Genomic DNA, 11,793 nt, shown 5'->3' on the forward strand with positions numbered 1-11,793 from the left:
ACTGTCGGGTATCCGGCTCATTGAGAGTGGCTTGTAAATAGGCACAGACCAAGCCAAAACACAGACCTTTGTTGTCCAGTTCATCTTCGTCATAGTTATAGTCATGGTCATCATCAGACAAAAAAACCGTATTTCTTTGCAGGTGCCGCCAGGTATCCTGGCTTTCAGAGACTTCAGAGCAGGTTTTTTCCGGAAGGTGGTGAAGGTAGCCCGATTGAACAGGCGAGTGCGGTTGACTGGCAAAGAGGGACGTATGAAATAGAAAAAGTATCAGTAGCAACGTAAAAGACAGTGAGAAGTTATAGACGACCCAGTAGCAAGTGGTTCTGCCTTCTTTCATATTCATACTGCCCAACACCCAAAAAATCAAGTTCATCAGAGACAGTGCAGCATAGTCAGAAAACCAGAAGCTCGCAAAGCTAGGAGCCTGTCGGGCTTATTCTTTCGAGCATAAATTTCAGTAGAACGAGTCGAATAATTAGGCCGTTCTTTCTGAAATTTAGGCCGAAATAGTCTTAAGTCCGACAGGCTCCTATACCCATTGGACTTCAAGGTGCTACTAGGCGACAAGAGAGCGAACCCCCGTGAGCCTACGAATAGTAGGTGATCGGGGTGAGCGAACGCAGACAACAACGTAGCATCTTGAAAGGCGATGGGTATAGCTCAGTCTTCTCCAACTCGAAATACAATCAACGGAGGCTCTTACCGACTTCCAGACTGCTGAACTACTCTGTACTCAAATCTCTTGACTGGCAGGTTTCGCAGTGAATTTATGCAAAATTTCAGAGCTTGTCAGCAACGCAAACTGCTTCGAAATGATCCGTGAGAACCGCTGGGCAGATGGGGTAGTGCATTACCCTCACTGTGATTCTTGCCATATCAAGAAGAACGGGCATGACTCGGTGCAAACCGACTGTCAGCACTACCAGTGTAAGCATTGCACCCATTATTTTGATGACCTGACTAACCCGGATATTTCATAAATTTGCGTGCGCCCTCACTTGCCCCTTGCGGCACTGAGAAAGCTTGGATCAATCGACCGTACACACCAGTACGACGCTCAATCGCCAAACTCCTTAGTACCACAAGGTTCTGCGTGAGCATCGCAGCAATTTATGAAATATCCGGGCTATGTTATTCATGAGAGGAAAGTATCAGCGAGCAGAGCTTTTGCGTTTCTCTATTTTCGCTATTTTCTCACATGGTCATGCGGTTTAGAAAACTGTCCTAAGTATTGTTACCCGGGAAGGCAGCGATAAGCTGGCTGAAGTTCCTCTCCATCAATCTAATGAAGAAAGAACGTCCATCTTGCGTATTCCTGCCGGTAAAACCTGTTCATTGCAAGACAGATCAGGAGGAGTGGAACTGCTGATTATTTCAGGCAAACTTTCAACAGGTTCTGAAGATTGGCCCGCTGACACATGGATACGAACCCCCAGTTGCAACTATGATCTGAACGCAGCCAATGAAGACACCCTTATTCTGGTAAAGTCTGGCCACCTTTCGCTATGACAAGGCGATGCACTATGATTGAGGTTATGGACATAAAGACTGATAAAACGCGCTACAAAGCCGACCTAATCAAACAACAGAGCTTGTGTGAGAGGAATTTCCATAAACTCATGCACCTGCTTCCCGACCTGGAGAACAACGATAATTTTGTTCTCTCGTTTCATTTTGCGGGTCGGGAAGGAAGAGCATTGTTTCAAGTTCTGGAGCGGGCTCCCTTTACAACGGTTCTCCAGGTAGACCTGGATGCAGCCTGGGGAGATTGGCTGAAGCTGCCTGAATTCAGAATCCGGATTTATATGGATGTCAGAATGGCCGAGATTATCGGCGTCAACAAAGACCGGCATTTCAAAGCTATCTACCCCTACCCCAATGAGAAAATGCTCCTGCCCGATGAAAAAGAACAATTAAACCAACTCTTTAGTGAGTGGTTAAACTTCTGTCTCAGCCATGGCCTTAGTCAAAACGTCTTGGTATGAACCCGAAAACGTGCGAAGCTTCACTGTTTTATTCCTATCTCCCTGATAAAATCACCAAAAGCCTTCGCTGCATCAGTAATGAATTATGAGCCAGCCTATGATCGGGACACGCATCATCCAGTTAACAGATACCCATCTGTTCGGCTCTCGTGACGGCAGACTGATGGGAGCTGATACCAACCAGAGTTTTCTGGCTGTCTGGGAACGGATTCAATCATCGTCTTTTAACCCCAAAGCTATTCTGGTGACAGGCGACCTGACCCAGGATGATAGCCTGGAGTCTTACCAGTTATTAAAAGACCTGCTGGATACCAGTAACACTCCCTATCTTTGGACCTGTGGAAATCATGATGATGCCAGGCTGATGCGTCAGGTTAACCCTGCAGCCATGGCTGCCCACCTGGATCTGGGTAACTGGCAGATCATAATGCTGAACTCCCAGATTCCAGGCCAGATTCCCGGCTTTTTAGCCAGCAAGGAACTCCAATTTCTGGAACAGTACCTTACTGACAATCCGGACAAGCACACTCTGGTGGCTTTCCACCACCCTGCCTACTCCATTGAAAGCCAGTGGCTGGATAACATCAGTCTCAAGAATGCCAGTCAGTTCATCGAGCTGATTCAGTCTTACCCCAATACCCGGGTGGTGCTAAACGGTCACATTCATCAGGAAAAAGACCAGTTCATCCAGAATGTCCGGTTTCTCTCCACCCCCTCAACCTGTGTCCAGTTTAAGCCCAAGTGCGATGATTTCATGCTGGATGACCGCTGGCCAGGCTACAGAGAGCTTGAGCTGATGCCTGATGGCACGGTGAATACTCGGGTGGTTCGCCTGGAAGGTTACGCTCTGGAGCTTGATCTCGCTGCTAACGGCTATTGATTTCCCTCTTCATATCAGCATTTCTTATTAATACCTTGGCTGTTTTTTTCTAGATTGAGAGATAGGAGCAGTAAAAAAGGAAGTAAGGATATGTCCAGGGTAAGGTCAATGCAGTACGATGACCAGGATGAGACCTTCTGGGATTCAGGCCAGGAATTCAGGAAGAGACAAACCGCCAAGCAACGCTGCAAGCAGAGAAAGAACAAGTCGATTCGACAGGGAATAAGCGATTATTGGGACAAGAAATCTCTACGTCAAAATCTCGCCGACTCCTATGAAGAATTCGATGATAATCATGATTCCAGTCAATGGGATGACATTGAAAGTCAACAACCTCGACATTAAATTGGACTCATAATTAAAAAGCCGCCATGTTCTGGCGGCTTTTTAATTCCCTGAATTCACGCCTCCAGAAAGCGCAGCAGAGTTCGAGCCACCAGCTCAGGTTTTTCTGCATGCAGCCAATGACCGGTGTCAGCAATTTCTCTCATGTTTGCTTTTGGAAAACATCTCAGTACTTCACCCCGGTGTTCTGCCTGAATGTAATCCGAATCCCCCCCTTTCAGAAACAGCACTTCACCCTCAAAAGAACCTTCCGCAGAGTGACCAGCAAGAATATTCAGGTAATGGTGGTGAATGGCCTCAAGATTCATTCTCCAGCTGTAGCCCCCTTCGTCATTTCGATAAAGGTTCTTCAACAGAAATGACCGGACTGCCAGTTCTTCAACATGTTGGCGCAGAGCATGATCAGCATCCGCCCGCTTTTGCATGTTCTTCAGATCAACGGCAAACAAACCGGAAAACACATCATCGTGGCGCCTCACCTGGTAATGAACCGGCGCTATATCCATGACCGCCAGCTTTTTCACCCTTTCCGGATAAGCCAAAGCAACTTCCATAACGACTTTACCGCCCATGGAGTGTCCAAGGAAATGAGCCTTTTCAATCTGCTGATCATCAAGATACTCAATGATATCTGCAGCCATCACGGAATAGTCCATTGCCTCATCATGAGGAGAACGGCCATGATTTCGGACATCCAGACCATGAACTCTGAACTTCTCTGCCAACTGGCGATTGATAGCTCCCAGGTTTTCCTGCGATCCAAATAGTCCGTGCACACTGATCAGGTGTTCACCTTCTCCCTGCTGTCTGGCATACAACTTCATGAGTTCTTCTATTTCTCCACTCGCTGTTCACCGGCTCTGAGACTGACCGGCTTACATTATTAACATGTGAGTAATTTTACTGATTTGACCTGTAATTATCAGGATATTTTTGCTCGGCTTCAAAACCTACTATTAAGAAGTTAACGAAACAGAACACCAACGTGGGCTGGCGTTTTTATCTTGCCAGTCTGCTGACATCAGGTCACTTAATGTCTGATGCCTAAAACAGCCATGAGCGAAAAAATCATTTCTTCATCTGTGGATGAAGAGATGATTTCCAAAAAACTTGTTTCTGCCTATGAGGCCACGAGCCATGTCTACGCAAACTTTCAGCCTTGATGCATATCTGGAAGAACTGAAGCCACTGATCAATATTGATTGTGGAACCAACACCCCCTCTGGCGTCTCCGCCATCGCCGACATGATGACTGGCAAATACGAAGCCATCGGCTGGCATGTTGCCAGGCATTCATTCGGTGAAGCCGTGGGGCCCGGCCTTCAGGTCACCAATAAGCCTGATGCAGAAGAGTACGACATCATGCTGGTTGGCCACATGGACACCGTTTTTCCGGAAGGTACTGTATCAGAATGGTCTTTTAGCCGGGATACGGAAAAAGCCTATGGTCCTGGTGTAGCAGACATGAAATCTGGTCTGTTGAACGCGTTCCTGACCCTGAAAAACCTGCCTGCCGATGTTCTGGATCGCCTGAGTATTTGTGTCTGTATGAACCCTGATGAAGAAACTGGCTCCACCTATTCTGCAGAATGGATCAAGAGTGTTGCCCTGAAAAGCCGCTGCGTTCTGGTAGCCGAAGCAGCTCGTGTAGACGGTTCACTGGTGAAAGCCAGAAAAGGCTCGGGCGTTTATGAAATTGAATTCCACGGCAAAGCGGCCCACGCAGGTAATGAGCCTCAGAAAGGTATCTCGGCCATTACTGAGTTTGCCCAGTGGGTTAATCGCCTGAATCAGGAAACCAACTTTGAAACCGGCACCACTCTGAACTTCGGCACTATTGAAGGTGGCACCACCAGCAACGTAGTCCCGGAGTTTGCCAAAACCGTACTGGATATCCGTTTCTGGAATAACGAAGATTACGACGATATTGAGAAACTGATTGGTGAAATGGCAGAAGCGCCTTTTCTGGAAGGTATGAACATCAAGCTCAATCGTATTGCTCACAAACCCGCCTTCACTCCCAATGAGAAAAGTGAAAAGCTGATGGCATTGATTGAAGAAAGCGGACAACAAATGGACTTGCCTGTCACATGGACGGCCGCAGGCGGTGGTTCAGATGCCAACTACACGGGGGCACTGGGTGTTCCAACGGTAGATGGCCTTGGACCTATTGGAGCAGGTATGCACAGCCGAAACGAATTCCTTCAGCTGGACTCTATCGAGCCTCGCCTGCAACTGCTGCGCAATGTCGTTATCAACCTTGCCGAGAAGGCCATCTGATGACTTCAGGTCAGGAAGGTTCTTTGCTTTCCTGACCTTTCCAACTCTGTCCTTACCAACCTTCTAACTGCTAGTCTGAATCGTAGAACTTCATTCTTTGGTAAGGACACCATTATGAAAGGGCCTCAATGGATCTTCGGCCTGTTGATCGCTACATTTTGTCTGACTGCCTGGTCTACTCACCTCCTGCCACCTGAACTGCCATCCGAGCAAGTTCAGTCTGACGAAGAAGGCTGGTGGGGTACCGGTTATATGGTAGGCACCATTTCCTCAAAAGGCTGGGAAGTTGGTTTTATCTGGGAATCTGGGGAGCTGGAATTACAAGCAGGGGAAGGCGTCTACACAAAAAAACACTACCCTGCCGAAGCCTACGATATTTCAATACAACCAGAATATCGTTACCTCTGGGACAGGTTGAGAGTTTCCAGCACGCCTGTAGTCATCAAATACAAATACCCGTTCTGGTATAACTCCATGGCAACCAACAGTCGCTATCGGGTGATCGATGTCACGCCCGTTGAGAGCAGCTTTTCCAAAACCCCTTCATTCACTCAATTCCCGAATGGAATTGATTCAAATCCGGCGATAGAAAATTCAAGAGTCTTCAGCGAATGGCAAACGTTCGGACTGGTTCTTCATGTAGCCCGCTGGGGACAAGTTGTGATGGATCATAAGTGCACGGTCTATCTGCATCTGGGAGGTACGGCCCGGATTCTGAAAAGCAGGCAGGTGTACAAACCGGCTTTGGAATACAACGTTTATCAGAATGATTATGAAGTCAGAACCGTCCTTACTTATGAAACCTATGAGGTGGAAGCTCCCAATATTGTACAACTGTTCACACACAATGAAGCTATCTGCCGCTATGCAGAAGATGCCGCTCTATCCCAATCAGAAGTTTATGTTGAATACACAGGGTTAAGAACGCAGGCTGATACCGAGACGTTTTCTATTCTGCATTCAATTCAGGTTGAAGATCCCTATGACGATGAAGATTAACCTTCTATCGTAGGAAGCAAAAAAGCGGAGCAAAGGCTCCGCTTTTTTATTTTCATATCTTTTTACTGACCGAGAACCACATCAATCCATACAAGGCGATGATCGGAGGAAACGCCCTTACTCGCTCCCAGCTTCTCGTCGTACACCAGATGATAGCCTTCTTCAAAACTGGCCGGCCAGAAGACACCAGACGCTTTTACAGCCAGGTCTGCGGAAGGGATAACATGATCCAGCATGAGCGCACTGGTACTGGTAATATTTTCCGGAGCAGGTGTAATGGTGTCACTTTCGGCGGTCTCATAATACTCAGGTCCACCTTTACTGGTTGGAGCTTTGACTCCAAGAGTGGCTTCATTATTCACCAGAGAATGGTTAAGCAAATCCTGAATGGCTGTCAGGTCACCATCCCCAACCCTTGGATCTGCATTCAAATCACCCGCGATAACAAAGTGAGCGCCCTGCTCCAGACCACCGTAGACTCCGTTATCGTCATAGATGTAATTCTGAGCATCAATGTAATCAACCCAGAAGTCCACTTCAGCACGATTGCGTTTGGTATTATGCCCTGCCGGATTATCAAAGATAGGCGGTGCAGGATGAGAAACCAGGAAGTGGATCACCTCTTCACCGGAAGCTGAAGCTACACGTACTGGCAGGTCAATATGGTTTTTGGATGAGAGCGGGAACTGCGCCCATGCAAGAGACGGATACCAGCTATCTCCACACTCTTTTCCTTCTGGCAATGTCGCTTCGCAATCATCAATTTTGATGTTTTCTTCACCCGGCATATCTTTCCATTTAAAGTTCTGAAAAGTCCGAATATTGTTTTCATCAAAGGGATATTTGGAGAAGACAGCAAAAGCATACTGACCATGATAGGCGCCAAAGCCCCATGCATCATCCGGACCGCCCACGGAATCATCCAGATTCAGATCATAGCCACTTTCCAGACCAGTATTAGTCGCAAAACTTTTCTGGTATTGATATTGAATACCTTCAAGAGATTCATCTTGGGCTACAGAAAGATAATTTTTCTGAAAGCCTTCCAACGCTCTTGTATCTTCACCGGTTCCATCGTTATTAAACTCAGCCAGGACAAAAACATCAGGATTCGTTCGTTGAATGACTTCTGCCACATTTCGAATCTGGATAACTTTTTCAGCCGTATCTTTGTTCTTTAGTGTGACGCCTTCAGAATCCTGCTCGTACTCCTCAACAAGCTTATCTTGCTCCTCTGGTGTCAATTCCATTTGATTAACAAGAATATCGTAGGAGTCTCTATCAAAAGAGAGATTATAAGTTGCAAAACGAACAGAAGAAGTCGCTTCTGTTTCTGATGAACTGTTATCGTCACACCCGGTTAATGCAGCCATGGTTAGCACTATTGCGGCAAGATTACGCGCAAACTTCATAGTCAGTTCCGTGAACTTGGTGAAGGGAGCTGCGTAGTTTACTTAAGACAGTGAGTTTAAATATTCGTTAAAACCGAAAGATCGTTCTATTTTTTGAACCATCTATTACAAATATCAAAACACAGAATAAATTTAGCGCATCCACAATCCTTTTCTAGGAGTCTGTCGAACTTAGCCGACCGTAGCGAGAAAAAGTCCGGTTTGAGACAGTTTTTATGATTATTTGAGGCGAATAGCGAGCTATTCAACGAAAAGAATCATAAAAAATGGCCAAATCCGACTTTTTCGCAGTAGGTCAGTGGTAAGTCCGACAGGCTCCTGGATACGCCAGATTCTTACAACATTTACGACTGTTAAATAGAAACAGCCGCCTTGATATGAGAGTGCGCCTGATAATCCACCAGCTCAAAATCATCAATGGTGAATTCAAACAGGTCCTTGATCTCAGGATTCAGTTTCATCGTGGGAGACGGGAAAGGTTCACGGCTTAGCTGCTCTTCTGCCTGCTCCAGATGATTGGAATACAGGTGAGCATCACCAAAGGTATGAACAAAGTCACCCAGTTCAAGATCGCATACCTGAGCAATCATCATGGTTAACAACGCATAAGAGGCAATATTAAAAGGCACACCCAGGAAAATATCGGCACTGCGCTGATAGAGCTGGCAAGAAAGCTTGCCATCCAGAACATAAAACTGGAACAGACAATGGCAGGGAGGCAAGGCTTGTTTACCCATAGCGGCATTGTCTTTCGGGCTGAACTTCACATCCGGCAATACACTTGGATTCCAGGCACTGATCACCAGTCTTCTGGAATCCGGATTGGTTTTGATTTCATCCAGCAACCACTGAATCTGGTCAAATGTTTCACCGTTTGCGCCTTCCCAGCTGCGCCACTGTTTACCGTAAACAGGCCCCAGATCGCCTTCATCAGTCGCCCACTCATCCCAGATTCGGACACCGTTTTCCTTCAGGTAGGCAATATTAGTATCGCCCTTAAGGAACCAGAGCAGTTCATGAATAATGGACCGCAGGTGACACTTCTTAGTGGTCACCAATGGAAAGCCTTTCGACAGATCAAAGCGCATCTGATAGCCAAACACGCTGTATGTGCCTGTACCTGTTCGATCAGACTTGAAAGTGCCTTGCTCTTTCACATGACGCAGGAGATCCAGATACTGTTTCATGACTTTGATCCTTTATTCTTGCCGCTCATGGCTGCTTTCTTACCTGGCTTGGGGGCATGTTTTTTCAGCCAGGCCAGGTCATCCTGGTTCTGGCCATCCACCAGTGGGAACTTCTTATAGGCTACCACCATAAGACCCACACCCAGAAGAATCATGGGTACTGTCAATAATTGTCCCATCGTCAACCAGTCAAAAGCAATAAAGCCCAACTGCTCATCAGGCTGCCTGACAAACTCTACACAGAACCGGCCAATACCATAAATCAACAGGAATAATCCGGACACAGCCATGCGCGGGCGAGGTTTGGCCGAGAACCACCAAAGCGCGGCAAACAAAATAATGCCTTCAATCGCAAACTGATAAAGCTGCGACGGATGTCTTGGCATCTGCGATGGATCGGTAGGAAACACCATAGCCCAGGGAACATCGCTTGCACGCCCCCACAGCTCACCGCCAATAAAGTTACCCAGACGCCCCATGCCCAGACCCAGGGGTACAACGGGGGCAATAAAATCGGTCATCTGGAAAAAATTCTTGCCAAGCTTTCGCCCATACAGGAAGACCGCCAGCAAAACCCCCAGCAAACCACCATGGAAAGACATACCGCCTTCCCAAATACTGAATAACCAGAGCGGGTTTTGCAGGAAATAGTCGAAGTTATAGAACAGCACATAACCCATGCGCCCACCGACTATGACCCCGACTGCCACGTAAAACAGCAAGTCTCCGATTTGCTCGGGATTCCACAAGCCATTAGATTTTTTAGCTCTCTGGACGGCCAGCCACCAGCCTCCGGCAAAACCTGCCAGGTACATCAGACCGTACCAGTGGACTTTGAGGGGCCCAAGGCTGATCGCAACGGGATCAATTTCAGGATATGGGATCACAGGAGGATTCCAGGTGTTTCTAGAAGTTAACGGTTATGCACTGCTACTGATCTGCCAGGAGAAGTGCTCATAGCCATTTTCAGATTCTGAGGTGAACCGCATTTTCGGCTCATGGCTGTCTGGTAGATCAGTGTATCAGCACGATACAGAACCTTGCCAGCTTCAAGAGGAAGCTGGCAAGGTTCTTTTACATTGAGAAAAGAAATTCACACCCCACTATCAAAAGAAGCAGGGCAAACAATTTTTGCAGCTTTTCGGAAGAAAGCTTATGAGCCAGTTGAGCGCCAAATCGGGCACACAACATACTGGTCAAAACAATACCCAGAAAGGCTGGCCAGTAAACATAACCTGTGCTCATGGTTGGCAATAACTCATTCTCTCTTCCCAGAAACATGTTAGCGGCTGCTCCCATCACGGCAATCGGTAAACCACAAGCCGCAGAAGTAGCTACAGCCTGAGTCATAGAGAGATTACATTTTCGCAAAAACGGTACCGAAAGGGTTCCACCACCTATACCAAAAATACTCGACGCCCAACCTATACCCCCCCCAGCAGCTACCAAAACAGGTCGTCCAGGAACCTGGCTGCTTTCAGAGGGTTTGAAGCCAAACCACATTTTTACCGCAACAGCCAGGGCAAAAATGCCGATCGCCTTCTGTAGCATTGGGCCTGACATTTGTATGGCGGTATAAACCCCCAGCCAGGAGCCCAGTAGAATGCCTACAGTCAAAACACTAAACACAGGCCATTGAACGGCCCCTTTGGAATGATGGGCACGAATGGAACTGAGTGAAGTAATAACAATAGTGGCCAGAGAGGTCCCCACAGCCAAATGGGTCAGAATTTCAGGAGATAACCCCTGCAACTTGAAACTGAAAACCAGCACCGGAACAATGACCAGTCCGCCGCCAATCCCAAAAAGACCGGCCAGTGTCCCGGCCAAGGCACCGAGCAGAAGGTAAGAAAGAAAAATCATTAAACAGCAATCCAGCTAAGCAGCCACAAACCAGGAATCCTGTAATGATTCTCCGTGCCTGAGGCCATCATATATAATCGGGGCAACACCCCTTCACAGGATGCAGACCAGTCCTTATTCTAAATGAAATCAACAAGTTAATTGACCAGAAAGTGACTGTTTAGTTCATCTTTTTCAGAAATCACCATTACTTTACCCTATTTATGGTAGAGCTACGGGCACAAAATAGTCCGATAAAAAATCAATAAGATTCTATTTCCAAAACAGCATCGAAACATATTCCCTGATTCCCAATGGTTACACAACATCAACAACTGAAAACGTACATTGATCCAATAACCAGCAACCAATAATTCCTTCTCTTACTCTTTTCATTTACAATTTTTTCACATAATAAAAATAAAAATGGCGATGCTTATGAAGCCCAGCTGGAAGGATTCAGCCACTCGATTATTCTTCGGGCTGTTAGCCCGAACACCTCAGGTGATCTATTCAGCCATTGGCCTGATACTTTCTTATGGCTTACGAGCTAAAAAAAGCGCTATTGCCAAAGCTGCCCTGAAAAAAGCCCGATTACCTGTTTCCGAAATAAGAATTAAACAGATACTTCGAAAATCTGCCCGCCATCACGTTGATTATCTCCTTGCCCTTCCTGTGTTAAATAAAGTGCCGACTCTACCTCAGTTTGTGTGGGTGAATTTCATCGGATTACCAGCAATTCCCGCTCAAATAGAAACCCCTTGATTTTAAAGGGCTGCAGAGGATTTATAGAATTGGAAGTCGCAGACTTTTTAAATTCATATTTGTACATAATTCAGGCAGATCTCTACGATACCCGG

14 protein-coding genes are annotated in these 11,793 nt (G+C 46.7%); 8 read left to right on the forward strand and 6 right to left on the reverse strand.

What is annotated here, in order from left to right:
• Positions 1-376, reverse strand: a 376-nt coding sequence (locus ACR2PX_RS07005; RefSeq protein WP_433998639.1) for a hypothetical protein, incomplete at its 3' end; no start/stop codon positions are given.
• Between the two features lie 388 nt (positions 377-764).
• Here ACR2PX_RS07005 and ACR2PX_RS07010 point away from each other — a divergent pair.
• The 5 genes from ACR2PX_RS07010 (at position 765) to ACR2PX_RS07030 (ending at position 3,213) form a co-directional block, all read left to right on the forward strand.
• Positions 765-983 (forward strand): transposase, encoded by a 219-nt coding sequence (locus tag ACR2PX_RS07010; protein WP_433998640.1) that lies wholly within the window; start codon positions 765-767, stop codon positions 981-983.
• Between the two features lie 277 nt (positions 984-1,260).
• A complete protein-coding gene (locus ACR2PX_RS07015) occupies positions 1,261-1,512 on the forward strand; it encodes a cupin domain-containing protein (protein WP_433998652.1) in 252 nt (83 codons plus the stop codon).
• A gap of 26 nt (positions 1,513-1,538) precedes the next feature.
• Positions 1,539-1,988 (forward strand): DUF1249 domain-containing protein, encoded by a 450-nt coding sequence (locus tag ACR2PX_RS07020; protein WP_433998641.1) that lies wholly within the window; start codon positions 1,539-1,541, stop codon positions 1,986-1,988.
• Positions 1,989-2,085: 97 nt separating this feature from the next.
• Entirely contained in the window at positions 2,086-2,868 is a 783-nt protein-coding gene (gene cpdA / locus ACR2PX_RS07025) for a 3',5'-cyclic-AMP phosphodiesterase (protein ID WP_433998642.1), read from the forward strand.
• Between the two features lie 90 nt (positions 2,869-2,958).
• Positions 2,959-3,213, forward strand: coding sequence for a hypothetical protein (locus ACR2PX_RS07030; protein ID WP_433998643.1), 255 nt, complete (start codon positions 2,959-2,961; stop codon positions 3,211-3,213).
• 56 nt (positions 3,214-3,269) lie between these two features.
• On the opposite strand, the gene ACR2PX_RS07035 is transcribed toward ACR2PX_RS07030, so the two are convergent.
• The gene (locus tag ACR2PX_RS07035; RefSeq protein ID WP_433998644.1) at positions 3,270-4,037 is read right to left on the reverse strand and encodes an alpha/beta fold hydrolase; all 768 of its coding nucleotides are present in this window, start codon (positions 4,035-4,037) and stop codon (positions 3,270-3,272) included.
• Between the two features lie 313 nt (positions 4,038-4,350).
• Between ACR2PX_RS07035 and ACR2PX_RS07040 the strand changes: the two genes are divergently transcribed.
• Positions 4,351-5,493: a M20 family metallopeptidase gene (locus tag ACR2PX_RS07040; protein WP_433998645.1), complete on the forward strand. Its 1,143-nt coding sequence runs from the start codon at positions 4,351-4,353 to the stop codon at positions 5,491-5,493.
• Positions 5,494-5,607: 114 nt separating this feature from the next.
• Positions 5,608-6,492 carry a hypothetical protein gene (locus tag ACR2PX_RS07045; protein ID WP_433998646.1) on the forward strand — a complete coding sequence of 295 codons (885 nt, stop codon included), beginning with the start codon at positions 5,608-5,610 and terminating at the stop codon, positions 6,490-6,492.
• 62 nt (positions 6,493-6,554) lie between these two features.
• Here the strand turns inward: ACR2PX_RS07045 and ACR2PX_RS07050 are convergent, their stop codons facing one another.
• The 4 genes from ACR2PX_RS07050 to ACR2PX_RS07065 form a co-directional block, all read right to left on the reverse strand.
• Positions 6,555-7,904, reverse strand: a complete 1,350-nt coding sequence (locus tag ACR2PX_RS07050; RefSeq protein ID WP_433998647.1) for an endonuclease/exonuclease/phosphatase family protein — start codon at positions 7,902-7,904, stop codon at positions 6,555-6,557.
• A gap of 353 nt (positions 7,905-8,257) precedes the next feature.
• Positions 8,258-9,091 (reverse strand): thymidylate synthase, encoded by an 834-nt coding sequence (locus tag ACR2PX_RS07055; protein WP_433998648.1) that lies wholly within the window; start codon positions 9,089-9,091, stop codon positions 8,258-8,260.
• Positions 9,088-9,978 carry a prolipoprotein diacylglyceryl transferase gene (lgt, locus tag ACR2PX_RS07060; protein WP_433998649.1) on the reverse strand — a complete coding sequence of 297 codons (891 nt, stop codon included), beginning with the start codon at positions 9,976-9,978 and terminating at the stop codon, positions 9,088-9,090. The genes ACR2PX_RS07055 and lgt overlap by 4 nt, the downstream gene beginning before the upstream one ends.
• Before the next feature lie 187 nt (positions 9,979-10,165).
• A complete protein-coding gene (locus ACR2PX_RS07065; RefSeq protein WP_433998650.1) occupies positions 10,166-10,954 on the reverse strand; it encodes a sulfite exporter TauE/SafE family protein in 789 nt (262 codons plus the stop codon).
• Between the two features lie 417 nt (positions 10,955-11,371).
• On the opposite strand from ACR2PX_RS07065, the gene ACR2PX_RS07070 reads away from it, so the two are divergent.
• The gene (locus ACR2PX_RS07070) at positions 11,372-11,698 is read left to right on the forward strand and encodes a hypothetical protein (RefSeq protein WP_433998651.1); all 327 of its coding nucleotides are present in this window, start codon (positions 11,372-11,374) and stop codon (positions 11,696-11,698) included.
• Positions 11,699-11,793: the final 95 nt, after the last annotated feature.

This window comes from Endozoicomonas sp., from assembly GCF_051008435.1.
Classification (GTDB): domain Bacteria; phylum Pseudomonadota; class Gammaproteobacteria; order Pseudomonadales; family Endozoicomonadaceae; genus Endozoicomonas_A.

Coding starts and splice junctions, on each gene's coding strand:
- cpdA (WP_433998642.1), top strand. CDS start 2,086: ATGATCGGGACACGCATCATCCAGTTAACAGATACCCATCTGTTCGGC.
- ACR2PX_RS07055 (WP_433998648.1), bottom strand. CDS start 9,091: ATGAAACAGTATCTGGATCTCCTGCGTCATGTGAAAGAGCAAGGCACT.
- ACR2PX_RS07030 (WP_433998643.1), top strand. CDS start 2,959: ATGTCCAGGGTAAGGTCAATGCAGTACGATGACCAGGATGAGACCTTC.
- ACR2PX_RS07020 (WP_433998641.1), top strand. CDS start 1,539: ATGGACATAAAGACTGATAAAACGCGCTACAAAGCCGACCTAATCAAA.
- ACR2PX_RS07050 (WP_433998647.1), bottom strand. CDS start 7,904: ATGAAGTTTGCGCGTAATCTTGCCGCAATAGTGCTAACCATGGCTGCA.
- ACR2PX_RS07065 (WP_433998650.1), bottom strand. CDS start 10,954: ATGATTTTTCTTTCTTACCTTCTGCTCGGTGCCTTGGCCGGGACACTG.
- ACR2PX_RS07070 (WP_433998651.1), top strand. CDS start 11,372: ATGAAGCCCAGCTGGAAGGATTCAGCCACTCGATTATTCTTCGGGCTG.
- ACR2PX_RS07045 (WP_433998646.1), top strand. CDS start 5,608: ATGAAAGGGCCTCAATGGATCTTCGGCCTGTTGATCGCTACATTTTGT.
- ACR2PX_RS07035 (WP_433998644.1), bottom strand. CDS start 4,037: ATGAAGTTGTATGCCAGACAGCAGGGAGAAGGTGAACACCTGATCAGT.
- ACR2PX_RS07040 (WP_433998645.1), top strand. CDS start 4,351: ATGTCTACGCAAACTTTCAGCCTTGATGCATATCTGGAAGAACTGAAG.